Annotated in this window: 27 protein-coding genes and 3 pseudogenes; 9 read left to right on the top strand and 21 right to left on the bottom strand. The window is 33.7% G+C overall.

Features of this window, described 5'->3' with window-relative positions:
* The first annotated feature begins 7 nt into the window (after nucleotides 1-7).
* From DN408_RS30780 to DN408_RS30770, 3 genes are all read left to right on the top strand, one after another.
* Complete coding sequence (locus DN408_RS30780; protein WP_147740513.1) at nucleotides 8-703, top strand: response regulator transcription factor; 696 nt, start codon at nucleotides 8-10, stop codon at nucleotides 701-703.
* Entirely contained in the window at nucleotides 693-1,850 is a 1,158-nt protein-coding gene (locus DN408_RS30775; RefSeq protein WP_016127015.1) for a sensor histidine kinase, read from the top strand. The genes DN408_RS30780 and DN408_RS30775 overlap by 11 nt, the downstream gene beginning before the upstream one ends.
* A gap of 181 nt (nucleotides 1,851-2,031) precedes the next feature.
* Nucleotides 2,032-3,048 carry a D-alanyl-D-alanine carboxypeptidase family protein gene (locus DN408_RS30770; protein WP_078214426.1) on the top strand — a complete coding sequence of 339 codons (1,017 nt, stop codon included), beginning with the start codon at nucleotides 2,032-2,034 and terminating at the stop codon, nucleotides 3,046-3,048.
* A 58-nt stretch (nucleotides 3,049-3,106) separates the two neighbouring features.
* Here DN408_RS30770 and DN408_RS30765 read toward each other — a convergent pair.
* The 4 genes and pseudogenes from DN408_RS30765 to DN408_RS30750 form a co-directional block, all read right to left on the bottom strand.
* A pseudogene (locus DN408_RS30765) lies at nucleotides 3,107-3,340 on the bottom strand (DinB family protein); the annotation flags it as partial.
* A gap of 20 nt (nucleotides 3,341-3,360) precedes the next feature.
* Complete coding sequence (locus DN408_RS30760; RefSeq protein WP_002127500.1) at nucleotides 3,361-3,921, bottom strand: nucleoside/nucleotide kinase family protein; 561 nt, start codon at nucleotides 3,919-3,921, stop codon at nucleotides 3,361-3,363.
* 49 nt (nucleotides 3,922-3,970) lie between these two features.
* Nucleotides 3,971-4,483, bottom strand: a complete 513-nt coding sequence (locus tag DN408_RS30755; protein WP_078179295.1) for a GNAT family N-acetyltransferase — start codon at nucleotides 4,481-4,483, stop codon at nucleotides 3,971-3,973.
* A gap of 124 nt (nucleotides 4,484-4,607) precedes the next feature.
* Nucleotides 4,608-4,964 carry a hypothetical protein gene (locus tag DN408_RS30750; protein ID WP_002032241.1) on the bottom strand — a complete coding sequence of 119 codons (357 nt, stop codon included), beginning with the start codon at nucleotides 4,962-4,964 and terminating at the stop codon, nucleotides 4,608-4,610.
* Between the two features lie 494 nt (nucleotides 4,965-5,458).
* On the opposite strand from DN408_RS30750, the gene DN408_RS30745 reads away from it, so the two are divergent.
* A complete protein-coding gene (locus tag DN408_RS30745; RefSeq protein ID WP_016127012.1) occupies nucleotides 5,459-5,692 on the top strand; it encodes a hypothetical protein in 234 nt (77 codons plus the stop codon).
* 107 nt (nucleotides 5,693-5,799) lie between these two features.
* Here the strand turns inward: DN408_RS30745 and DN408_RS30740 are convergent, their stop codons facing one another.
* On the bottom strand, nucleotides 5,800-6,180 hold the full coding sequence (locus DN408_RS30740) for a hypothetical protein (protein ID WP_002127497.1): 381 nt from the start codon (nucleotides 6,178-6,180) through the stop codon (nucleotides 5,800-5,802).
* A gap of 166 nt (nucleotides 6,181-6,346) precedes the next feature.
* The gene (locus DN408_RS31725) at nucleotides 6,347-6,517 is read right to left on the bottom strand and encodes a hypothetical protein (RefSeq protein WP_002065532.1); all 171 of its coding nucleotides are present in this window, start codon (nucleotides 6,515-6,517) and stop codon (nucleotides 6,347-6,349) included.
* Nucleotides 6,518-6,846: 329 nt separating this feature from the next.
* Here DN408_RS31725 and DN408_RS30735 point away from each other — a divergent pair, with 329 nt between their 5' ends.
* Nucleotides 6,847-7,215 carry an FtsB family cell division protein gene (locus DN408_RS30735; RefSeq protein ID WP_078179235.1) on the top strand — a complete coding sequence of 123 codons (369 nt, stop codon included), beginning with the start codon at nucleotides 6,847-6,849 and terminating at the stop codon, nucleotides 7,213-7,215.
* Between the two features lie 197 nt (nucleotides 7,216-7,412).
* Nucleotides 7,413-7,469 (top strand): annotated as a pseudogene (locus tag DN408_RS32595) (exosporium leader peptide-containing protein); the annotation flags it as partial.
* A 17-nt stretch (nucleotides 7,470-7,486) separates the two neighbouring features.
* Here DN408_RS32595 and DN408_RS32290 read toward each other — a convergent pair.
* A pseudogene (locus DN408_RS32290) lies at nucleotides 7,487-7,766 on the bottom strand (hypothetical protein).
* A 45-nt stretch (nucleotides 7,767-7,811) separates the two neighbouring features.
* Nucleotides 7,812-8,027, bottom strand: coding sequence for a hypothetical protein (locus DN408_RS32285; protein ID WP_000237377.1), 216 nt, complete (start codon nucleotides 8,025-8,027; stop codon nucleotides 7,812-7,814).
* Between the two features lie 317 nt (nucleotides 8,028-8,344).
* Between DN408_RS32285 and DN408_RS30725 the strand changes: the two genes are divergently transcribed.
* Nucleotides 8,345-8,542: a hypothetical protein gene (locus tag DN408_RS30725; protein ID WP_002017016.1), complete on the top strand. Its 198-nt coding sequence runs from the start codon at nucleotides 8,345-8,347 to the stop codon at nucleotides 8,540-8,542.
* Between the two features lie 443 nt (nucleotides 8,543-8,985).
* Here DN408_RS30725 and DN408_RS30720 read toward each other — a convergent pair whose 3' ends face one another.
* From DN408_RS30720 to DN408_RS30660, 13 genes are all read right to left on the bottom strand, one after another.
* The gene (locus DN408_RS30720; RefSeq protein ID WP_078178951.1) at nucleotides 8,986-10,926 is read right to left on the bottom strand and encodes an AMP-binding protein; all 1,941 of its coding nucleotides are present in this window, start codon (nucleotides 10,924-10,926) and stop codon (nucleotides 8,986-8,988) included.
* A 48-nt stretch (nucleotides 10,927-10,974) separates the two neighbouring features.
* Nucleotides 10,975-12,516, bottom strand: coding sequence for an acyl-CoA carboxylase subunit beta (locus tag DN408_RS30715; protein WP_002017014.1), 1,542 nt, complete (start codon nucleotides 12,514-12,516; stop codon nucleotides 10,975-10,977).
* Nucleotides 12,517-12,518: 2 nt separating this feature from the next.
* Nucleotides 12,519-13,307: an enoyl-CoA hydratase gene (locus tag DN408_RS30710; protein WP_002017012.1), complete on the bottom strand. Its 789-nt coding sequence runs from the start codon at nucleotides 13,305-13,307 to the stop codon at nucleotides 12,519-12,521.
* 4 nt (nucleotides 13,308-13,311) lie between these two features.
* Nucleotides 13,312-14,223, bottom strand: a complete 912-nt coding sequence (gene mvaB / locus DN408_RS30705; RefSeq protein WP_002017011.1) for a hydroxymethylglutaryl-CoA lyase — start codon at nucleotides 14,221-14,223, stop codon at nucleotides 13,312-13,314.
* A 21-nt stretch (nucleotides 14,224-14,244) separates the two neighbouring features.
* On the bottom strand, nucleotides 14,245-14,460 hold the full coding sequence (locus DN408_RS30700) for an acetyl-CoA carboxylase biotin carboxyl carrier protein subunit (protein WP_001985297.1): 216 nt from the start codon (nucleotides 14,458-14,460) through the stop codon (nucleotides 14,245-14,247).
* Nucleotides 14,461-14,486: 26 nt separating this feature from the next.
* Nucleotides 14,487-15,824, bottom strand: a complete 1,338-nt coding sequence (locus DN408_RS30695) for an acetyl-CoA carboxylase biotin carboxylase subunit (RefSeq protein ID WP_078178952.1) — start codon at nucleotides 15,822-15,824, stop codon at nucleotides 14,487-14,489.
* A 15-nt stretch (nucleotides 15,825-15,839) separates the two neighbouring features.
* Nucleotides 15,840-16,985: an acyl-CoA dehydrogenase gene (locus tag DN408_RS30690; protein ID WP_147740512.1), complete on the bottom strand. Its 1,146-nt coding sequence runs from the start codon at nucleotides 16,983-16,985 to the stop codon at nucleotides 15,840-15,842.
* 216 nt (nucleotides 16,986-17,201) lie between these two features.
* A complete protein-coding gene (locus DN408_RS30685) occupies nucleotides 17,202-18,170 on the bottom strand; it encodes a YbgA family protein (protein WP_078178953.1) in 969 nt (322 codons plus the stop codon).
* Nucleotides 18,171-18,174: 4 nt separating this feature from the next.
* Nucleotides 18,175-18,828 carry a TetR/AcrR family transcriptional regulator gene (locus DN408_RS30680; RefSeq protein WP_002032224.1) on the bottom strand — a complete coding sequence of 218 codons (654 nt, stop codon included), beginning with the start codon at nucleotides 18,826-18,828 and terminating at the stop codon, nucleotides 18,175-18,177.
* A 24-nt stretch (nucleotides 18,829-18,852) separates the two neighbouring features.
* Nucleotides 18,853-19,872 carry an ABC transporter permease gene (locus tag DN408_RS30675; RefSeq protein ID WP_002127488.1) on the bottom strand — a complete coding sequence of 340 codons (1,020 nt, stop codon included), beginning with the start codon at nucleotides 19,870-19,872 and terminating at the stop codon, nucleotides 18,853-18,855.
* Nucleotides 19,869-20,594 carry an ABC transporter ATP-binding protein gene (locus DN408_RS30670; protein ID WP_016120235.1) on the bottom strand — a complete coding sequence of 242 codons (726 nt, stop codon included), beginning with the start codon at nucleotides 20,592-20,594 and terminating at the stop codon, nucleotides 19,869-19,871. Before DN408_RS30670 ends, DN408_RS30675 begins: the two co-directional genes overlap by 4 nt.
* A 184-nt stretch (nucleotides 20,595-20,778) precedes the next feature.
* The gene (locus DN408_RS30665; protein ID WP_002017002.1) at nucleotides 20,779-21,030 is read right to left on the bottom strand and encodes a hypothetical protein; all 252 of its coding nucleotides are present in this window, start codon (nucleotides 21,028-21,030) and stop codon (nucleotides 20,779-20,781) included.
* A gap of 216 nt (nucleotides 21,031-21,246) precedes the next feature.
* Nucleotides 21,247-22,089 (bottom strand): metallophosphoesterase, encoded by an 843-nt coding sequence (locus DN408_RS30660; protein ID WP_002032218.1) that lies wholly within the window; start codon nucleotides 22,087-22,089, stop codon nucleotides 21,247-21,249.
* Between the two features lie 601 nt (nucleotides 22,090-22,690).
* Here DN408_RS30660 and DN408_RS30655 point away from each other — a divergent pair.
* The gene (locus DN408_RS30655; protein WP_002127485.1) at nucleotides 22,691-23,260 is read left to right on the top strand and encodes a hypothetical protein; all 570 of its coding nucleotides are present in this window, start codon (nucleotides 22,691-22,693) and stop codon (nucleotides 23,258-23,260) included.
* Nucleotides 23,261-23,681: 421 nt separating this feature from the next.
* On the top strand, nucleotides 23,682-25,097 hold the full coding sequence (locus DN408_RS30650; RefSeq protein WP_002127484.1) for a phosphatidylinositol-specific phospholipase C: 1,416 nt from the start codon (nucleotides 23,682-23,684) through the stop codon (nucleotides 25,095-25,097).
* The last annotated feature ends 142 nt before the right edge of the window (nucleotides 25,098-25,239 follow it).

Genomic DNA, 25,239 nt, shown 5'->3' with positions numbered 1-25,239 from the left:
CTATAAAATGAATAAAAACATATTAATTATTGATGATGATAAAGATATTGTAGAATTACTAAATGTTTATTTACGAAATGAGGGGTATAACATTTATAAAGCTTATGATGGTGATGAAGCATTACAAATGATATGTACATATGAAGTTGATCTTATGCTTTTGGATATTATGATGCCAAAACGAAATGGATTAGAAGTTTGTCAAGAAGTGCGTGAAAATAATACTGTACCTATCCTTATGCTTAGTGCAAAAGCTGAAGATATGGATAAAATATTAGGACTTATGACCGGTGCAGATGATTATATGATTAAACCGTTTAATCCACTAGAATTAGTTGCTAGAGTGAAAGCATTGTTACGTAGATCATCTTTCCAAAACGCTGCCACACCAAAGAATGAAGATGGTATTATTCGCATTCGTACAGTTGAAATTCATAAACATAATCATACGGTTAAAGTAAATGGTGAATATATTAAGCTCACCTCTATCGAATTTGATATTTTATATTTACTAGCGAGTAATACTGGAAGAGTATTTAGCTCTGAAGAGATATTCGAACGAGTTTGGAATGAAGACGGTTATGGTTCTAATAAAACGGTAATGGTCCATATTAGTAATTTACGCGATAAACTTGAAACCGTAATGAATGGTGAAAAACTAATTCATACGGTTTGGGGAGTAGGATATAAAATTGAGAAATGAAGCATTTGATATATTAAAAGATATACCAAAGTGGAAGCTTATTTTTTGGCTTTTATTAGCTATCACTCTTACACCAATTACCGAATTAATTATATTTCGCCTCGTAACGAGTGTAATTGAGAGTTCACTTACTCTAAGCGAACTAGGAAAAGAATTCATTAGAATTTTTGGCCATGAAAAATATATTGGATTAAAAGAGTCTTTATGGATGATGATTGTATCTTATTTGTTTTTATTTTCTATTTTCTCATCCTATTTATACATTTTTTATCGTCATGAAAGAAAGGTTTACTATGAAACTTGTATAAAAAAAATGATTGAAGAGATTCGGTATATTGCAAGTGGAAACTTTAATCATAAAGTTTCCATCGTACACCATAATTATTTAGAAGAACTGGCAACTGGGGTCAATCAAATTATTGAGCAATTAAAAGTTTCGATTGATGAAGAAAGACGGGCAGAACAAGCAAAAAGCGAACTTATTACAAATGTATCACATGACTTACGAACCCCTCTTACATCTATAGTTGGATACGTAAATTTAATCCATCATGATAATTATAGAGATGAAGTAGAATTACGATACTATATTCAAGTCATTTACGGTAAAGTAACTCGTCTTAATGCATTAATGAATGACTTGTTTGAATATACACGCGTTCAAAATAAAGAGTTAAGTTTATATTCTGTTCCTATTGATATTGTAGAATTGCTTGGACAATTAACTGTCCAATTTCGGATACAGCTTCAAGAAGCTAATATTGAATGTCGCCCTTCTTTCCCATCTCAAAAGCTAATGGTACTAGCTGATGGGGATAAATTAGTACGTGTGTTTGAAAATCTAATCATAAATGCTATTACTTATGGAAATGATGGAGATCATATTGATATTACTGCTTACGAAAGCAATAACATGATTACAATTGATATAACAAATTACGGACAACCTATCCCTAGTACTGATTTACCTCATATTTTTGAACGTTTTTATCGTGTTGAAAAATCACGTTCAACAAACACTGGTGGATCTGGGCTCGGATTAGCAATTGCAAAAAGTATTGTTGAATTGCATAAAGGAACAATTGAAGTATATAGCGATGATAAAAAAACAACTTTCACTGTAAAATTACTCCCTTATAAAGCTTAATACCACATATTTATAGGTTCAATTTTTTATCATATAAGAAATTGAACCTTTTATATTCCATCAATATCCAAAATTAAAGAATTCCTTAAAATTCTTTAGAAATTCTTTACCTTTTCTTTCTTCCTAATTAAGCATTCCTTTTTACAATAATATTATTGATGTAATAGTAGGAGGATCGCTAATGCAATTCTTGAAAAAAATAACAATTTTATTATTATCTTTTCTTATTACTGCACTTATCGTTTTATATTTTTATCTTTATGTAAATGATCCAATTATTCAAGCTAAATCAGCTATTTTAATAGATACTAATTCTGGTGAGATTGTTTATAAAAAAAATGAAGAAACTCCTATACAATCAGCTACTTTATCTAAATTAATGACAGAGTATATCGCACTGGAACAACTGAATGAAGGAAAAATACAGTTAGATGAATTAGTAAAAATAAGTAACGAAGTTTTCCGAACAGAAACGAGTCCTATACAAATAACTTCGAAAGATAAAACGACGGTTCGTGATCTACTTCATGCATTGTTTTTGACAGGGAATAATCGTTCCGCACTTGCCCTTGCAGAACACATTGCTGGAAACGAAGATAACTTTACACTTTTAATGAATGACAAAGCAAAACAACTAAAGTTATCACAACCATCCCCGTTTCAAAATGCTACTGGAATTAATAACGATACGAATAAACAATCAACTACAACATCGATAGACGTCGCTAAACTAGCAACACAATTAGTAAAAGACTTTCCAGATGTATTGAATGTTACGAAACTAACCTCTTACCAATTTACTTTCAAAGATTCAAAAGTTTTCAATACAAATAAAATGATATATTCCCTTAATAAAAACATTAAACTCCAAGGTGTTGACGGCTTACAAACTAGTTTTTCAACTAATGGTAATTATAGTTTTGTCAGTACAGCCACACGAGGAGATACTAGACTTATTTCAGTAATATTAGACGCCGGTGATGAAAACAGTACTTTTATTGAAACAAAAAAGTTGCTTCAGTACGGTTTTGATCCTTCCTCGTACTCTGCACTCCAAGCTTTTAAAGATGCTGTTACATCTTGGACAATATTGTTTCAGTTTAAAAATTTAATCATACAAACGATTATGATCTTTTTCATCATTACAATCTTAATGTTTTTATATATACGTCAAAAAAAAGCCGAGGATTTTAATTAAGAAATCTTCTTATATATAAAAACCGACTTGCGTTTACACTGCAAGTCGGTTTCTAAATCTACAATCCTCTTCCAACTAAATTCGCTGAAACGGGCTGAAGATTTAATTCTCTTGCCCATATTGATAGCTGACCTATATGATGAATTTCATGTACAATTACATGCATTAAAACTTCACCGTATTTATATGTTTTATCTGTCCATGAAGCTTTCAATATTTTTGATTCGAAGTCGCCAGACCATAACTGCAAAAAGTTATCTAATTCTCGTCTATATAAATCAGATAATGACTTGTACATATCGTTTTATACATTTAACCATTCACAATCACTTCTCTTCGATTAAGTTCCTCTATTATTTGATCAATTATTTCACTTATAGATAAAGATCCATCCAATACAATATCCGAATTCGGCTTAACAGTATGAATTGCCTCTAAATAAGCTTTTCTCGCATGTGTCATGTAATGTTTCAAATTATTATGTATTTCACTCATTGTATCTTCTTTAAAATCTCTCAAAATTCTTCTAGCCATCGCAATATCTAAAGGTGTATCGATAAATATAGTTACATCAATGAATTGTCCCACTTCTCTATTTAAGTATGCAAAAGGATAATCTACAATAATATAATCTAAACTACTATCTTGTATAGAACGCTGAATATCATTCATTAGCGGTGTAAGTACCCATTCATCGTAATTAGCTCCATCATCAATCCATTTGCAAATATCAACCGGACAGTTATCAAATTTATATCTATCAAAATATAGAGCCTTTGATTTTTTCAACTCATGAGCTAAACTTTCTGTAATGGTAGTTTTACCGCCCCCTGAAACAGCTGCAATTGAAATTATTTTTGTTTTTTTATTCACGATTCCCACCAAACCCCTTTTGTTAACATAATATAATTATAAAATACTATTATTTATTGTTCCATTCATATTCTAACATACTCATTTCCCATAAATTCCAATACGTTTCTCCTACTCTTTTTGACTCTCTTAATAAACCTTCTTTTACAAAACCTATTTTTTCGTAACAAGAAATAGCTGACTTATTAAAGTCATAAACACCAAGAGTTACTCTATGTAGTTTTAATTCTTCAAAAGCAATACGAAGTACGGCTTTCATCATATGTTTTCCTATAGAACGCCCTCTCATTTTCGTATTACCAACTAGCACTTTTCCAATTCTAGCAGACTTATTTATATTATCTATTTGTCCAAGAGAAATATGACCAATAACTACTTTAGTCTCTTCATCCATTATTTTGAATGCCAGTGTGTTTGCACTTTCTGTATATTTCTCTAATTGCTGTTCATTTAAAGGAAATGTAAATGCATTTCCCGACCATTGTATTAAAAATTCTTCGGAATTAATCCAATTTATTAATTGTTTGAAATCAGTTCTTGTAAATTGTTTCAGCTTGATCACTCTCATTCTCCTTTCACACAACCTTTTATACACCTTCAAATTTATTTTTATATGAAAAAGATATTCCCTTTTAAACAAAATAAAAAGCCATTCATAAGAATGGCTTTGCATCAATAAAGCATAATTAATCTTTATTTGCTACGTCAACACCGTTAAAATCAAACTCATCAGTAACAGTTGTAGCAGGTGGTAAAATTGCTTCAATTTTACAAAGAGATATAATTGCTGCAACTGAACCAGGAATAGCAGCTAGCTTAACAACATCGCAAGTTACCGAAGAAACAGTACCTATATAAGTACGTCCTTCAGTGTTAATTCGCACTGTTTTATTAATTAATTTTTTAAGCTCATCTCTAATTCCTTGTACACAAGAGCTGTCACATTTCTCATTCTTTTCCTTTTTACACTCTTCAAAAATGTCCCAACAATCATCATGCTTACACGTACATTTCTTTCTACAATTATTAAATCGAGAACCCAAAACCTCACCCCCTAATCCTTTCTACTAGTAGAGTATGTCCAATAGCTTAAAAGTGTACGAGACAAAAGCATAGAAACAAAAAAACAAACACTTGTACTAAACCTTCTTATTTATACTTTTAATAAGCCGGCTCCTTGAATAGGGACCACCTTTTCCTATTACTTCACATATACATAGGCTTTGTTCGCAGTGATATGGTGTATTTTTCCTTTACCATTGTGAAATATACATTCAGAAAAGCGTACTCCAAAATAAGATATTATTTAAAATCTTAACGTTTCCTTCAACAAGTGTTTGTTGATTAATATCATAACCAGTAGTTCTCTCAACTATCTCTTGAAAATTAGCATAGTTTGTATGAATTCTATATCTAGTAGAAAGCACTCTATCATATAAAGGTAAAATAATAGGTTAATAAACAAGCCATTCTTTTACTAAAACATAGAATAGTATGAACCCTATTAAAGGGAGGTATAAAAGAATGTCCTGGAAAAATGATTGCTGGAGTTCTAAGAAAAAGCATTGTTGTGATGACTGGTGGAAATCTAAAGAAAAGAATCATTGTGATGATGATTGGAGTTCTAAGGAAAAGCATTGTACTGATGATTGGTGGAAATCTAAACGAAATAAGTGTCGTTGTAAATGTTTCTTTATTTGTTGTCATTGTAAAAGAAAAAATTGGTAATATTTTCAATATCGACTTAAAAGAGAGAACATGTCTTTTGTGACCGATAAATACTAGAATGTAATATACAAAAAGCTGACTAAGTATAGTCAGCTTTTTGTGAATGAACACGTAGAGATTTATTTTAATATAGTTCTTATTAGAAAAGGATTATTTTATATAGATTACTATAAGCATCCATAAAGCCAAGGCGCCAATGATAGCGAGCGCTATACGTGTAGATAGTACCCTTAATTCAAAGTCTGTTTTCTTGGAGGGTTCAGGATATGCAATTATGTAGATTCCCTTTAATAATGCAAGCCATGCAATAACCGTTAGGAACCCCTGCCAATTGAATACCCATACATTATGTAGGATTACACTACCTAACCCTAGGAAAATCGATAGAAAACCATACATAATACCAAATCCTCTGTCTTCAACCACTAATTTTTTCAATTCACGTAGTACCGATGGACGTACGAAAAGTATTCCCGATACGATAACCGTTATCCATCCCCAAAACAATCCTAAAAAAGTACTAGTTTCCATTATTAGTTCACTCCCCTCAATTATTTATATTTCAGATATTCCCCCCTTTAGAACAATTCCAAAATCTTTATATATAGGCTAAATTCTGCTCTTTTTTAATACAAACATGGCATATTCTATGCCTATCCTTAATCACCTCATTTCTCTACAAAATGAAATTTTTATATCATTCTTCATCATCATCTATCCGAATCAACCGAAGTCGCTTTGTACTATTACCGCACACTTTTTCATAGCTTGGAGCTAACATGCACCAAAGCCAATATAATGATTTATTCGCCTTTTCACTAACCTCTAAAATTGTCCCCTCTGTAATAAAATGATCACCTTGATACAATGTATACTCGCTTGTCCCATGGAATCATCATTATTCCCCTCCCTATTAAAATAGCGTTTTTGTTTCAAATAATGCTCTCATTAATTTGGACGCATTTACCAGTATATTTACCAAAAAATTCATGATATCGTTAACTAGTCGAGTACGTCATTACTTGACGATTACCCTTAGGGGCCCCGCAGACAATCGGGGTTCCTTTTATTTAAATGAGGATTTTGTTTAAACTTTACAAAACTCACCTATATTAAAATATCTTCTAAAATTCCCATTAAACATTTATAATACTTTTAAGCGTTTTAAATTCTACAATCAGTAATGGAGGCATTTTAATGGGAAACATCCCAAAAGTATCATCACACCAATCAAATCCTAATATACCCTCACAGCAAGTGAACGCTAACACCAAACAAGGTAATAATAAAAAAACAAGACGCCGTATTATAACTACTTTAGCTTTTATATTACCTATAATTTTTGTCCTTCAATATTCTCTTAATAACCAGCAAGAAATGATTAAAGAAAAACAAATCACGCTTAATACGGAGCAACAAAAATTATCTTCTTTAAAGAAGGATGGTCATACCCTTAAAAATGATGTTAAAGTTTTAACAGGTAGTGAAGAAGAAGTTTTAAAATTCGCAAGGAAACTGTATGGATTTTCCAAACCGAATGAAACTATATTTCAAATAACTGAATAAAATTACACTGCATTATCCAAAAGGCGATATGAAGATAATCGCCTTTTTATATTTAATTTCTAAAGTAATCATACTAATCTCTCTTTCTATCAAATAACTATTTTGTTTAATTTATTAAAATACAGCCACTTGTCCATTTCACTTTGCTCTATCATTACATTTACTATTAGTAATACGATTTTTAGAGGTGATATATAATGGACGAGTTTTTATCTTTTGCTGCACTTAATCCGGGTTCTATTGGACCTACACTTCCACCTGTTCCACCTTTTCAATTCCCTACCGGTTCTACTGGACCAACTGGACCAACCGGACCAACCGGACCAACTGGACCAACCGGACCAACCGGACCAACCGGACCAACTGGACCAACCGGACCAACCGGACCAACTGGACCCCTACGGGACCCACCGGACCAACTGGACCAACCGGACCAACCGGACCAACCGGACCAACCGGACCAACCGGACCAACACCGGACCAACCGGACCAACTGGATTTAATCTTCCTGCTGGGCCTGCATCTATTACCTTGACTTCTAACGAAACCACAGCATGTGTATCCACTCAAGGAAATAATACTTTATTTTTTTCGGGTCAAGTATTAGTAAACGGTAGTCCTACTCCAGGAGTAGTAGTCAGTTTTTCATTTAGTAACCCTTCTCTTGCTTTCATGGTTCCTCTTGCTGTCATTACCAATGCTTCAGGTAACTTTACCGCTGTATTTCTAGCCGCTAATGGGCCTGGAACAGTAACCGTTACTGCTTCACTTCTTGATTCTCCTGGAACAATGGCAAACGTCACTATTACCATTGTGAATTGTCCGTAACGGTTTTATTTTTAAGGACTAAGCAATATCTAATAAGATGAGCACTGATTTACAGTGCTCTTTTTTATCATTGGGATGTTCCTTTCAAATGAAGTTTCGTAACAGCCTACTAAAATAACGCTTTTATTAAGAACTAATGATCTTTATATTTCTTAAGCTTGTCAGCACAAGTAATTTTTATAATTAGTTAAATTCTCAATATAGTTTGTGTATATAATTCCATTCAAAGATACATAATACCCACGTAACTATTTAAAAATACTTTGTTTTTATATCTAAGTTCAAAAAGGAGCTACATAACATGGATAAAAAAGATTTATTAAGTCAACAACTTGATCCTGTGTCATTAGATGCGCTGAATACCCCTAGTAAGGCCCAAGAACAACTGCAAGAAACCTCTCAGGAGGCACATAATTCAAACAAAAAGGACAGTACTCAAGCTTTACATGGCGAAGATTTACCAATTTCAGATGTATATAGAACAACGAACAAACAGTAAATTTAAAAGGGAAAAAATCTTAAGAACGAGTGAACTTAATTCTTTTCCCTTTTCCTATTTAAATAACACTTTTATATGAAACCCGTACACATTTTTGACACATCCACTATCACAATCTCCTGAAAATTCGTGATAATATTAATTTGTCGGATACGCCAAATTTCGACATTGAACGACAATAATATCTCCCTTATTGAATCCCTGTCCCCCAGGGATTTCTCCTTTTATTCATTACTTTTTTCTTCACTAAATTTTCATTCTTAACAAAATTCATTCACTCCATTAAATAGACAGCCACAGTATCCTATTTTGATAAAAACTAAAAACAAACAGACATACTTAACACTAATAGTAGATTTTTTAACTTCAAATTTACTTTTCCTCTCTTTTCTTTTTGTAAACATTAAAAATGAGCTCTATTTACATAGAGCTCATTCGTAATTTTATAGTTTGCTAGACTGTAGTCCTTGAATAAAGGGTACCACTTCAGGATTTACAAGTGACGATAAATCTCCTAATTCTTTTCCTAAGTAAGCAGCTTTTATGACACGTCGCATTACTTTAGAATTTCGTGTTTTTGGTAAATCTTCTACAACGTGGATGTCTTTTGGACATAAAGCTTTACCAATATGAGAGTTTACTAAACTCATTAATTCTTTCTTTAATTCTCCTGAGAATGTTACACCATCTCGTAATACAACAAAACAATGACAAACTTCTCCTTTTACATCATCCGGTACACCAACTGCCGCTGCTTCTATTACATCATTATGTTTCACAAGAATAGATTCATATTCAGCAGGACCAATACGTTTCCCTGCAATATTTAGCGTATCGTCTGAACGTCCTGTGATGATGTATTGCTCACCGTCATAAATAACCCAGTCCCCATGGACCCATTTATTTTCAAAGCGTGACCAATATGTGTTTACATAACGTTCATCATCTTCCCAGAAACTTTTCGTCATACCTACCCAAGGTTTTTCTAAACATAGTTCTCCGACTTCATCTCGAATTGGTTTACCTTGATCATCAAGTACAACCGCTGCCATTCCTGGTAAAGATGCGTTAAAACTAATCGGTGCGATCGGCTTAATTAGGACATTCCCGAAAATCCCACCTGAAATTTCAGTTCCACCTGAATAGTTACAAATTGGTACTTTACCTTTACCAACTGTATTAAATAACCACATCCATGGGTCTGGATTCCAAGGTTCTCCTGTTGATGCGAATACTTCTAAACTCTTTAACGAGTGTTTATTTACATATTCATCACCTTTTGCCATTAATGCACGGATTAACGTTGGTGAAATACCGAGATGAGTAATTTCATATTTATCGACTGTCTCCCATAAGCGGTCTGCTTCTGGAAAGTCTGGGACACCTTCATACATAACCATTGTTGCGCCATTAATTAAAGAGCCGAATAGTAAAAATGGTCCCATCATCCAGCCCATATCAGTTACCCATAATACTCGGTCGCCTTGTTTTATATTCATTCCAAATCCTGCATCAAATGCAGATTTTAGCGGGAAACCAGCATGTGTGTGTACTGTCCCCTTCGGCTTACCAGTCGTTCCAGATGTATATATAAGCATTAATGGATCATCACTGTTCATTTCTTCAGCATGTATAAATGGTTTTTCTTTTTCTAACGTACTCCATGAAAAATCATAATTATGCGGTGTAAAATCATTTCCTGCATGACGAACAATTACCACCTTTTCAACAGTTGGACAATGTTCACAAGCTTTATCTACTTCATCTTTTAATGAAACAATTTTCCCACGGCGTGAAAAGCCATCTGCGGTAATAACCATTTTTGAACCAGCTGCTTGTACACGTGTCATTACTGCATCAGCAGCAAAACCTGAGAATATTGGTGAAATAATCGCTCCAATTTTCATTACCGCTAACATAGCAACAACTGTTTCAGGAATCATTGGCATGTAAATTGTTACACGATCACCTTTTTCAATACCAGTATGTTTCAAACCGTTGGCAACACGGCTTACCCAGCTGTCAAGCTCTTCATATGTAAATGATTTCGAAGTTCCGTTTTCCCCTTCATACATAAGTGCTGCTTGTGTTTTCGTTTTATCGTCTGCAAGCCAGCGAGATAAAGCAGATTCTACAACGTTACAAGTTCCCTCAGTATACCACTGTGCAAACGGTGTACCATTTTCTAAATCTAACACTTCTGTATATGGTTTCATCCACTGATAGCCAACTGCTCTCTCAGCTTCTCCCCAAAACCAAGCTGTTTCTTCAATTGACTTATTATAAAAAGCTTCGTAATCTTCATAGCCTAATGATTTCATCCAACCAAATAAACGCGTTTTTTCTTTATATTCTTCTGTTGGAAACCAAACTGCTTGTTTCATGTTTTCCCCTCCTTGATTTTTTGAGCAAGAAAGCCCTAAATAGGGCTTTTAAACTGGATATACAGGATGTTTACGATCCGTGAATACTTGATATTTACTCATATACATTTCGAATCGTCCTTTTAGCTCTTCACGTAAATTGTTTGGATGAACAATACCATCAATCACCATCTCAGATGCTAAACGGTAAATATCAATATCTTTCTTATACTCTTCTCGTTTTTCAGCAATAAAGCTTGCACGCTCTTCTTCTGGTAAAGCTGCTATCTTATTTGCATATACAGCATTGACCGCTGCTTCTGGACCCATTACTGCAATAGAAGCTGTTGGTAATGCTAAGCAGCAATCTGGTTCAAACGCTGGACCTGCCATTGCATATAAGCCAGCTCCATATGCTTTTCGAACGACGATAGAAATTTTCGGTACAGTTGCTTCACTCATTGCAGAGATCATTTTTGCACCGTGACGAATAATTCCGGCACGTTCTACTTTTGTACCAATCATAAATCCAGGTACATCTGCAAGGAATAATAATGGAATATGGTATGCATCGCATAAATTTATAAACTTCGCTGCTTTATCAGCTGAATCGTGGAATAATACGCCGCCCTTCATACGCGGCTGATTTGCAATAATGCCAATTGGCTTACCATCAATGCGTGCTAAACCTGTAATTAGTTCTTGAGCAAATAATTTTTTCACTTCAAAGAAAGAACCTTCATCAATAATTCTGTTAATGAGATCTTTCATATTGAAAGGAGCATTTTGATTTTCTGGAATGATTTCTTCTAACGTTTTATCGAACTGTTTCGGTTCTTGAGGTGTAATCAAAGGAGTCTTTTCTAAATAGTTACTTGGAAAATAAGAAATATATTGTCTTGCTTGCGTAATTGCATCTTCTTCTGTTTTACATAAAACATCTCCGCATCCTGATACTGAGCAATGCATACGTGCTCCGCCCATTTCTTCTAAAGTTACCTTCTCACCGATAACCATTTCAGCCATACGCGGAGACCCTAAATACATAGAAGCATTTCCTTCAACCATCATAACAACGTCACAAAATGCTGGAATATACGCACCACCAGCTGCTGAAGGTCCAAATAATAAACAAATTTGTGGCACTTTTCCAGATAATTTCACTTGGTTATAAAAAATTCTTCCCGCACCGCGGCGTCCAGGGAACATTTCAACTTGATCTGTAATACGCGCTCCAGCAGAATCAACTAAATAAAATAACGGTACACGTAATTTTTCTGCTGTTTCTTGAATTCGTAGAATTTTTTCAACTGTACGTGCTCCCCATGATCCAGCTTTTACAGTCGAATCATTTGCCATTACGCACGCAGTACGACCATGTATTTTACCAGTCGCAGTTACAACACCATCAGCTGGTAATCCAGTTTGTTCACAATTTGCAAATAATGCATCTTCCACATATTCACCATTATCGAATAAAAGAGCTAAACGATCTCGAACAAAAAGTTTCCCTTTTGCTTTGTTTTGTTCATGATATTTCGGTGCCCCGCCTTGCTTAATTGTTTCAACTCGTTCTTCAAATGAATTAGATTGTTGTTTTTGATCTAACATATTTACTCCCCCTTATACATTGGTTTGCGTTTTTCCTTGAATGCCTGTAATCCTTCTAATCTATCTTTCGTATGGATTACGCCCTCATACGCCTGTTTTTCCATTTGTAAGCCGGTATGTAAATCTACTTGAATTCCATTTGAAATTGCTTCTTTTGCTAATCGAACAGCAATTGGACCATTTTTAGCAATTCGATCTGCAATTTCAATTGCTTTCTCTTCTAGTAAATCAGCTGGTACTACGAATTCTACTAAACCATATTCTTTCGCTTCTTGCGCCGAAATACGTCTTCCTGTATAAATTAATTCTTTCGCTCTACCGACTCCAATTAATCTCGGTAAACGCTGAGTACCACCTGCTCCAGGTATAATTGCAAGAGAAGTTTCAGTAAGACCTAGACTTGCAGTGTCAGAAGCAATTCTAAAATCACAAGCTAAGCTTAATTCAGTACCTCCACCAAGTGCGATTCCATTAATAGCAGCAATAACTGGTTGTGGTAATTGTTCCACCATCTCCATAGTAGAACGAATCATACCCACAGCATGGCGAACTTGTTCTTCACTCATGTTGGCACGCTCTTTTAGATCAGCACCAGCGCAAAATGCTTTTTCGCCATCCCCTGTTAAAATAACAACGCGCGTATTTGATTCTTCGTTTATTTGAGTTAATATAGTTTGTAATTCTTCTAATAATGCCAAAGATAATGAGTTTGCTTGTCTTTCACGATTTAACGAAATCTTTACAACGTGCGGTGTAACATAGTCAACTGAAATGTTTTGTAATTGTAGCATCTTCTCACCTACTTATCGTTTTATGTTGAAGCGCTCTATACACATGACTCGGTAATTGGATATTTAACTTACTTTGAATAAACTGACTAGCTCTCAATAACTTTTCTTCATCAATATTAGTTTGGACTCCCAGCTTATGGAGCATATGCACTAAGTCATCAGTAGCAACATTACCCGATGCTCCTGGTGCATAAGGACATCCTCCGAGTCCGCCACAAGAACTATCAAACGTTGTAATACCATATTCTAAAGATTTAACTACATTCGCCAGAGCCATTCCATACGTATTATGAAAATGCATTGCAAACTGCGAAGCATCATACTTCTTTAATAGATGTTCTAATACTTGTTCTACTTGTAATGGATTCGCTACACCAATCGTGTCACCGAGAGAAACTTCATAAATGCCGTATGAAAATAGTTGATTACATATTTCGTCAACTGCTGTGGCACTTATATCCCCTTCATAAGGACATCCAAATACAGTAGAAACATAGCCTCTTACCTTTTTACCTTCGAACGTTGCCTGTTTTGTTATATCTTCAATTACAGCTAATGCTTCTTTAATAGATTTATTAATATTACTTTTATTATGAGATTCACTTGCTGATAAAAAAACATTCACCTCATCTACATTTTGCAAAAAAGCTCGTTCCAAACCATTTTGATTTGGAACAAGCGCTGCATATGTAACATTTGGATCCCTTTTTAGCTCAGAAAATACATCACTTGCATCTGCTAATGCAGGAACCCATTTAGGGTGAACGAATGAGGAAACTTCAACGTACGACAATCCCGCTTCTGTAAGTAGTTGAATCCATTTTACTTTATCTTTTGTGCCAACAATCTTTTTTTCATTCTGTAAGCCATCACGTGGCCCGACTTCTTTAATGACAGCAAAATTAGGTAGTTTCAATTCGCTTCCCCCTATATCTCCCTATTCAATTTCTAGTAATACATCTCCTTCATTTACAAAATCGCCTTCTTGTACGTTAATTTTCATAACAGTTCCGGCTTCTTCTGAAACGATTGGAATTTCCATTTTCATAGATTCCAAAATGACGACATCCTGCTCTTCCTCTACTGTATCTCCTACTCCTACAACAATCTTCCAAACATTTCCTGCCATCGATGCATATACTTTCGTCATCATTTTTTCCCCCTTAATATTCATAAATCTTACTTTTTAACAAGTTGTTTCGTTACAAAACCCGTTGTATAAATACCACTTTTGAACACATCGTCTCCGAGTACTTGCAGTAACATTGGTGTGTTTGTTTTAATACCTTCTACTTTTAACTCTTCTAGAGCAATTTTTAATTTTGAAATCGCTTCTTCACGAGTTTCACCATGTGCGATTATTTTCGCAATCATTGGATCATAGAAAGGTGTAATCGTTACTTGATTCTCCAAAAAGTGATCAATACGTATATTTGTCGGTAACGTTAAATCTGTAATTTTCCCAGGTGATGGGAAGAATGTTTTCGGATCTTCTGCATAAATACGAGCCTCAATGGCATGACCACTACGTTTTACATCATCCTGTGTAAATGATAGCTTCTCACCATATGCGATAAGTAATTGTTGTTCAACTAAGTCTAACCCAGTAATTTCTTCTGTAACTGGATGTTCTACTTGTAATCTCGTATTCATTTCTAAGAAATAAAAGTTCTTTTGATCATCTACAAGAAACTCAACTGTACCTGCATTTGTATAACCAAGTGCTTTAGCAGCTTGTACAGCAACTTCTCCCATAGCCTTTCGTGTACCCTCATCTAAAAATGGTGAAGGTGCTTCTTCAATTACTTTTTGATTTCGGCGCTGCACTGAACATTCGCGTTCCCATAAATACACTGTATTACCATGTGTATCTGCTAAAAGCTGAATTTCAATATGATGTGCATCTGCTATATAGCGTTCTAAGTACATTTCTCCGTTACCAAAGAAATTTTGCGCTCTTGTTTTATTACTTTCAAATGCTTTGGTGAGCGTTTGCTCAGTTTCCATCAACTGCATTCCAATGCCTCCGCCGCCCGCGGATGCCTTAAGCATTAATGGATAACCAATTTGTTTTGCAATTTCAATTGCTTCTTCAGCAGTTTCTATATTTGTAGTAATGCCTGGAACTACTGGTACATCTGCTGCTTGCATCGCTATACGTGACTCAATTTTACTTCCCATCTTAGTAATGATTTCTTCTGAAGGACCGATAAATACGATGCCTTCTTCTTTACAGCGAATCGGAAAAGATGGATTCTCTGATAATAATCCGTACCCCGGATGGATTGCTTCAGCATTTGTCTTCTTAGCTATTTCCATAATTTTTTCAAGGTTTAAATAGCTTTCTTGGACACGTGGACCGCCTACTAAGTAAGCTTCATTTGCCAATTTTACATGAAGGGCATTTTCATCAGCCTCAGAATAAATAGCAACGGTACGAATGCCAAGTTTTTGACAAGTTTTCATAATGCGAACTGCGATTTCCCCGCGATTAGCAATTAATATTTTTTGAAACATAGTGACTCCTCCTTTTTATCTACATCCTAAATGTCTTGCAATTACGAGACGTTGAATTTCAGAAGTTCCTTCACCAATTTCTAAAAGTTTTGCATCACGAATATATCGTTCAACTTCATATTCACGCATATAGCCATATCCACCATGAATTTGTACTGCATGATTTGCTATACGACTTGCAGCTTCAGATGCAAACAACTTTGCCATAGCCGCTTCTTTACCGAAAGGTTTATCGTTATCTTTTAACCAAGCTGCTTTATGTACTAAATTACGCGCTAATTCTACTTCAGTCGCCATATCAGCCAATTTAAATTGAATCGCTTGGAAATTAGAAATCGGTTTTCCAAATTGTTGACGTTCTTTCGCATATTGCAATGCACGTTCAAATGCAGATTGTGCAATACCTACTGCTAATGCTGCAATTGAAATACGTCCTCCATCAAGTGTATATAAGAATTGTTTAAATCCTTTATTTACATCACCAAGAATATTTTCTTTCGGTACACGTACACCATCAAGTACGATTTCACAAGTATTAGAAGCACGAACACCCATCTTATCGTAAGGGCTTGAAATCGTTAATCCTTCACTAGTAGTCGGTACGATAAATGCAGAAATACGTTTTTTACCATTGTCTTCAAAACCGTTGATAGCGGTTACAATAATTATATTTGCATACTCTGCGTTTGTAATCCAGCACTTTTCACCACTAATAACATATTCATCGCCATCTAAAATTGCTTTCGTTTGTGTGCCCCCTGCATCAGATCCAGCATTTGGCTCCGTTAATCCGAAAGCACCTAACGTTTTACCTGACGCCATTGGAACTAAAAATTTCTGTTTTTGTTCTTCTGTACCGAAATAATAAATTGGAGAAGCACCTAATGAAATTGTTGCAGCATAGCTTAAACCTGTTCCACCACAAGCACGACCAATCTCTTCAACAGCTAACGCGTACGATAACGTATCGCCACCTGAACCTCCATACTCTTCCGGGAATGGGATACCTAATAATCCTAGTTCGCCCATTTTTTGAAATGTTTCATATGGAAATTCCGCAGTTTTGTCATAATATACAGCTTTCGGTGCGATTTCCTTTTCAGCAAAATCACGTACCATTTCTTTAATCATTTGTTTTTCGCGAGTTAGAGTAAATTCCATTCCGCTACACACCCCTTATCGAATATTGAGTTTCGACAGCGTGCGAGTTTCTACTACAAACATTACTTCTTAAAAGACACGAATATTAGTTAGACAATTGCTATAATTCTGTCATAACTTAATTTTAAAACAGATTCTGTACCAATGCACAAAAAAATTCCTACATTGTTCTACAACAACATAGGAGGTTTTGTGTCGAATTATGTAATTTATTGTTTAATAATCTCTACTTTTTCCCGAATCAGAAATTTCTACTAACCCTTCAGGGTATGGTTCGAAATATGTTTGTCTTAATAAATACTTTTCATCAAATCGAATGGCCCATGTTTTTAAAATGACAAGTAAACTACTAAGTGGGATTTTCTTTTCAGAATACTTCTGTAACAGCTCTAAAAAATGATCTTTTTCTTGTTTTTTTAGCTTTGTTTTAAAATATCCGAAAATGTGCTCACATACATTTACATTCGATGTATAGCGAGGCGCGCGAATAAATAATTCATATAAAGTCTTCTCATAGTTATCAAATACGACTTCAATTGTTTCATTTTTTTGATTTGCAATAATACGCCCTAATTCTTTTTGTTTCACCTGATTATATGCCATAAATAAATACTTATAATCTGATTGAAACGCTACGAGTTCTTTTATGTTTTTAGTATGTTTAATCATTTTGTAATGCGCGATTGTAAACAATCTTGTAAAGAAATGCTCTCTAATAATAAAATTCGACAATCTACCTTCTTCTTCAATTGGAAGATGCGAAAATTTTTTTATTACTGCTCCACCAAATAATTCAGTTCCTTTTCCTTTTACTGGCCCTTTTTCAAAACCAGAATAGATTTTCACATCACGAGTTCCGCAACTTGGCGAACGATTCTTCAAAATAAAACCGTCAACTTCAGGTAATGTTTGTAAAAATGCATTTGAAAATTCATTCATTTTTTCAGTTACATCTTCTCGTATTGACGGTTGTACAAGCCTATTCGCACCATTTTTTTCTACAATACGTATCGTTTCACGAGGAGTCCCTAAACCAATTTCTACTTCAGGACATACAGGTATAAATGTAACAAATGGCTGCAAGTTTCGAATTGTTAAATCTGGAACCATCTCTCCATTATAACGACAGGCATCAAATTCTAAACATTTACTTACAACAATTATCGGTTTAGCAAATTGTCGCATCACATTACCTCCGTGGCGTTAGTCCATACAATATAAATTGAATCGTATTTTCAATTTCCACTTCATCGTCCCATTTCTCTTCCGGCAATAATAAAAACCTCGTTAAGAGCAACCCTAATACAGCTGATAAAGTAAGACGTAATACGGAAGATGGTGGAAGTTCAATAATTTCCCCTTCTTCTTGAAACTTTGCAATCAGCTTTTTAAAATGTACAAGCAGTTCTGTTTCTATTAATTGTTGTATTTCACTTTTTAGTTCCGGCTGAAATGGTACTTCTTGAATTAATATTTTTATCATTGGAAAGTGCTTTTTAGCAAATTCAAATCTATTTTGAATTATTACTCTTAAAAGCACTTCATACGATTCATACTCTGTTTTAAATATTTCTTTTGCAAAGGCTTGTACGAAAAATGGTGCAGCAAACTTTGTTAAGGTCGGCATCACGACTGCAAACAATAAATCTTTTTTCGTTTTATAGTAGCGGAAGATTGTTCCTTCCGCTACACCAGCTCGCTTTGCAATTTCACTCGTTGAAGTTGAGGCGTACCCTTTTTCTCCAAACATATCAACAGCTGCCTCTAATATACGCATTTGACGTTCATTACGTTTATCAGCATTCGTTGCGGCAACTAATTCTTCCAGCCAATCCTTCTTCATTTATTGTGCTCCTTTTTATCATCATTATATTTTGCGATGTTTCTTTAATGCAAATACATTTCCTACTGCAAATAATAGTGAAAAAAGTAGTAATACAGTAAGATCTAATGCAATCTCTGTAAACCCTTGATTCCGAATCATTACTTGTCTCATAGCGTCAGCACCATATGTGAGTGGAAATAATTTACCTAACATTTGTAACCATGTATTCATGGATTCCATTGGAAACAACCCAGAAAAGAAGACTTGTGGCACGATAACAAGCGGTATAAATTGAATCATTTGAAATTCATTATTTGCGTATGCCGATAAAAATGTGCCTAATGTTAGTGCAGTTAAAGAAAGCATACATGTTATAAGTAGCGTTAGCCATATTGAGCCAGCTACATATAAATCTAAAATATAAACTGAAAAACTTACAATTATAATAGATTGTATAAGTGCAAAGATTCCAAAACCAATAATATATCCTAAAACTATTTCCCATCTTCTCACTGGTGTGGACAATAACCTCTCTAATGTACCACTTAAACGTTCTCTTACAAAAGATACTCCGGACAATATAAATACAAAGAAAAATGTAAAGAAACCAATTAATACGGGACCAAGCCCATCGAACATCGTAATGTCTTTAGAGCCATGTAAATAATCCACTTCAGGCTTCATCATTGATACATTATTCTTCTCTGTACTCTTTTGCAATACTTGAAGTACTGCACGGTTTTTTGATGAATCACTGCCTTCTAATAGAAGATTCATTTTTCCATTTTCTAAATGAATTACTGCATCTACCTTTTGCTTTTCTAATTCCGAAATTGCTTTGTCTTTACTATATTCATAAATTGATGCTTCTTGATTTTTCATTGCTTTTACTATAGGAGCAGGTACATCGACTACAGCAATATGCGGTATATAGTCTTTTTGTGTAAATATTAGCGATAATAACCAAAGTAATAACATTGGTGCCCCAAACATCATTGCTAAAGAACGCTTATCTCGAAAAAATTGACGAATGATACGGATGACTACACCATTAACTCTCATGATTCAATCACTCCTTCTAACATAAAGACATCTTCAATTCGTCCAGAAGATGTTTGTTTTTTCAATTCCTCCGGTGTGCCAATCGCAACTAAATTCCCTTCTCTAATTAGCCCTAGACGTTCGCAAAACTCAGCTTCATCCATAATGTGCGTTGTTACAATAATAGTTGTTCCTTTCTTTTTAAGGTCATAAAACTTCTCCCAAATCGATTTTCGAAGTAGAGGATCTATCCCAACTGTTGGCTCATCTAAAATTAATATTTCTGGTTCATGAAGGAGTGCTATCGCCAATGATAAACGTTTTTTCATTCCACCTGAAAAATGCTGTACTTGCTTTTTCATATGCTCTGATAATTGCACAAGTTCAAAAACTTCTACGATTCTCTCTTTCTTACGCTTACCTTTTAACCCATACATCGTTGCAATAAAATCTGCATTTTCATATGCCGATAGTTCTTCGTATAATGCATCAGCCTGAGCCATATAACCAATTCTTTTCATTTCATTTAGATTAGGCATGTTTGTATTAAAAACAATTACATCCCCTGTAGTTGACTCATTAATACCTGCAATCATTTTAATGAGTGTTGTTTTCCCTGATCCGGAAGGTCCAACCAAGCCAAAAATTTCTGCTTTTTCTACTTGCAGCGAAAGGTTATGCAAAACTTCTTTTTTTCCAAATTTTTTTGATACATCTCGTAAAATAATTGAAGGTTGCTGCACTAAAAATCCCCCTTTTCTTTAAAATGAGTGAGTACTCACTTTTATTTTACTCTTGAATTATTATATGTCAAACTTTTCAAACATATATTTTTTCTGTTATTTACTAAATCAATGAAACAGAGTCGACATTAGAATATCTTTTCTTAAAGTCGACTCTGTTTCATTGTAAATTATTTGATTTTTGTTATGTTTTTAAATTTAAATACCTTCTAATTCTAGCAACATCTAATGAATATTCGATAACTATTTGCTGTATTGGTAATATAACCGTTTCCGGATATAAATGTGCATATTGTAACGTTTCTGCATACTTTTCCAACCGTTTTTCTAAATACTTTACAATTTGCTCAGGATGACTTACTAATAAAGACGTACTATAATAATGAATTTGCTCCTCAATCGCCGTATATTCTTCAATTTCAAATTCTTTATGCATTTGTACACCCCTTTATATTTTTAATATTGCTTAATAATAACTATTTTAACTCGACTAATTTTTAAGTTTTTTGATTATTTACACTATAACAAACTCAATAGGTCAAATTTTGTTACTTTATGTAACGTTGAAAAATTTTAACAAAATTGTAATGGAAACTTGTACTCAAGAAAAACTACCTTTAAATTATTCTCCTGAACAAAAAAGCCGTACAGATTAATTTAACTGCACGACTACAATCTCAGGTCTATTAAAAACTCTTTGCGGAATGATACTATTGCCTAATCCTCTACTAACTATCATAGACGTATTTTGTTGTTCATATAAACCCGCTGTATATTTGGGCAGTATTCCTTGATTAGGAGCAACTAATCCCCCGATAAAAGGTAACCGAACTTGCCCCCCATGTGCATGACCCGATAACACTAAATCTACTTGCTCATCAGCATATGCTTCTAAAAATTCAGGCCTATGGGATAATAATACATTATACCTATCTGGCAGCGTTTCAATTTTTGCTTTTACAATTGCATCTTTTACAATACTTCCTTCATCAATATCTCCAGTATTAAATTCCGGATCATCAATTCCTAACAAGTTTATTTCGTGTCCTCCCTTTTGTATTATTACATGTTCATTTCTTAAAACAGTGACATGCTGTTTCTTTAATTTTTTTTCTAAACTGTTATATTTCCCTGACCATTTTTCATGATTTCCTGTCACAAAATATACCGGATATTCCTTCACAAGTTCTCGTATTACTTGCATACTCATTTCTGCATCGTACGATTTACTGTCTATTAAATCACCCGTAATAGCAATAATATCTGGATTTATGCTTTTTACTTTTTGAATTAAAACGTCTTGATTATCACCAAATTTTTTATTATGTAAATCTGAAATTTGTAGTATTTTATATCCTTTAAAAGAAGAGGGAATTTTACTAGAGGTTATTTTAACCTCAGTTATACTTATTAAATTGTTTTGTAAATATAAAAAGATACTAATGCCTACTAATATACCAATAATTAATATGATTCTTTTAATCTTCTTGTTCATAACTTCCTCCTAAAATCTTAATCAGTACTACAGTTCACAATAAATATTACGTGCCCTTCGCATTCAGAATAACTGAAATTTTTTAATTGATTTGTAGTATTTGTTATAGTTTTATACGCCACTTATAAAATTTTTCAATCGCATGCGTGTATGATGTCATGCTCATTGCTCAGTAATTTTATAGCAGATCACTGGAATCTCTTCATAATATTAACATTTATCTTACTTAGTTTGATAACTATATCATGATAATTCCTATAGTTTTTTATAAAAATATTGTGTACTTTTCTTGAAGTATATACGACATTTGATTACAAATATATTATTACCACTACGATTTTAATTTGTTTAAAACGTACAAAGAGAGAATTGAAACACTAAATTGCCTTATGAAAAGGTATTACTGTATTATTTATTAGAAAATTGAAAAAACATGTGTAGATAGCTATCATTGTAAGTGCATATATAATTAACTTTAATTTTCTGACATAATTTCACATAATTCTTGAACTATTTTTTTGCGTGCATTATGAAATAAAATATTGCCCCATGTCAGTCTTTAAAAAATTATATATCATAACTTTAAGGGAGGAAGAAAACTATGAAGATGAAAAGAAAAATCATGATGACGACAGCACTTGCAGCTACATTGGCTACAGGTGCACTACCAAGTACATCGGTGTTTGCTGCTGAAAAAGAGGCTCCTATCCAACAAGAAGAGACACAGATGAGTATTCAACCATTTGCACAAAATAATTTGGAAACAGCAGTTAAAGCTGCCTTAAATGGTCCAGAAGTTAAAAAAATTAAAGTATTTGAGCATGAATTTAATGTAAAACCAATTGAAGTAGTAAATTTAGGTGGCGGTAAAACATATGTTAAGGGACAAATTTCTCATCATTTAAGTTTTCGTCCAGATGATCAATTTTATTATGAGTTTACAGTGCAAGATGGAAAGGTAATAGATAAGCCTGTATTTAATATTGATAGAGGTGGTTGGACACCATTTACTGCTCCACTTTTATCAATTCTTGCTGCGTATAATGGGATTCCAGTAAATCCAAATGATTTAAATGCACTTGGTCAACAAATTGGGAAAGTTATAGATGGAAGCTGGGAACATGCAGCCCAATCTATCGCAACTGTAGTTAGTTTAAGTTTTAATGAATAGAATTTTTAAATTTTTATTAGCATTGTAGAGATCCACTTTTCCTAAGTAGCCTTGTTATAAGAAATTCTGAAACAGCTATAAATAGATTTTTACCACTCAGTCACATTATCTTGATTTGTTAACCACCTTATCATTCATTATATGTCACAAAATAGAAGTCTTTTTTAAGACTTCTGTTTTGTTTGTATACAGTACAGCGGAAAGTTTGTTTTTTACCTATCTATGCTTCAATTCTTTAAGAATCCGTTTGACTATTAGATACAATTTATTACAACAAACTATTAAAATCTCAAATAACTTCCTACCCTATTTTGATTTTTTCAAACACAAAAATTCATTACTTTAAGAATGAAAACAATAGATGTAGTAAAAAATCATCTTGTTTTATTATATCTATTGTTTAAAAGTCAGGAGAGATAAAATGAACAAAATAAAAATGAGGAATTTTTTTAAAATTAGTATCCTTACTTGTTTCACACTAGCAAGTTTAAGTACACCATCTACTATTTTTGCTGATAGTCATCCAGGTTATTCCTATGAATCCAATATAGGCTATCAAAACCCAGCATGGATGTCGAAAGTAGCAGATTCAACAAAATTGAGTGAAATATCTATTCCAGGGACTCACGGTACAATGGCTTTACATGGAGCAAGTTTTCTTGATGAAAATTTGACAAGAAATCAAACTATGAGTCTACCACAACAATTAAATTCCGGAATTCGATATGTAGATATGCGTGTTAAACGTGTAAAAGATTCTTTTGCAATGTACCATGGGATTGTAAATCAAAAAGCAATGTTTGAAGATGTATTAAAAGAGGCAATTCAATTTTTAAAAGATCATCCTACAGAAACAATTTTAATGCGCTTAAAAGAAGAAACTACTCCTGAAAGTGGCTCACTATCATTCGAGGAAATACTTAATAAATACAAAGACCTTAATTCTTCCTATTTTTGGGATCCGAGTTCTGTACCAACTTCAAAAAGAAATAATCCTACTCTAGGAGACATCCGAGGGAAAATTGTAATCTTACAAAACTTTACAGCCTCTCAGCAATATGGTATTAATTACGATAGCTTAAATATACAAGATACATTTGAAATTGAAAACGGACCCGACGGAATGTATGAAAAATGGAATGCGGTGAAAACCCACCTTCAAAATGCAAATAATAATTTTAATAATGATAAAATCTATCTTAACCATTTTAGTGGCACAGGTGGTGCTGCTGCATTATTAAATAATGTTTATCCTTGGTTTGTTGCAAGTGGTAAAGAGAGCAGAAATACTGATAGTAACCCCAAGATGATTCAAAAAGCTACAACTAATGCGTGGGAAGATTTCCCTCGTGATATAAATGGTCAAGTATTTTATGGTGGAATGAATACACTTGGAACTGAGTTCTTACAACAAGGTGGAATGAAACATACTGGTATCATTGCAGCTGATTTTCCTGGACCAGGTTTAATTGATAGTATCATTAAATTAAATGGTATACATTCGAATGAAAAAGAAATATTAATTTCGCAAATTTCTTCCGAATCTAGTCCTTTATCCGGTCAAAAAAATCGATCCAGTCAAAACTTTAAAATTGATAGTTTACCTGTAGGTACTAAGGAATTAAAATGGATTATTGAGCCTTCAGAAAAAGATCATCCTTCTACTATTTCTTTCAATGTAATGATTGATGTTTCCCTAGGTACAGATTCTATTCGTTGGAAAAATATTTCACATGGATCTAGGACTGAAGCTTATACGAATACTAAATATTATATTGCAAGCCCACTTGGTGCCACTAACAAATTTACAGTGAAAATATACGCTATTACAAATTAAAAAATAAAGAACCCCAATGGAATTCCTTTTTGATGGACTACCATTGGGGTTCTTTAATAATTTCATTTCGTATATATTGGGATGAAGAGTAAAAATTGCACCCCTGTTCCGGTATTGCACATAGAATAAGTGATAACTACCC

The organism is Bacillus sp. AR13-1 (genome assembly GCF_008042285.1).
GTDB lineage: Bacteria > Bacillota > Bacilli > Bacillales > Bacillaceae_G > Bacillus_A > Bacillus_A mycoides.
The sequence above is the reverse complement of the archived record's forward strand: the minus strand, read 5'-3'. Positions and strand labels throughout refer to the sequence as shown.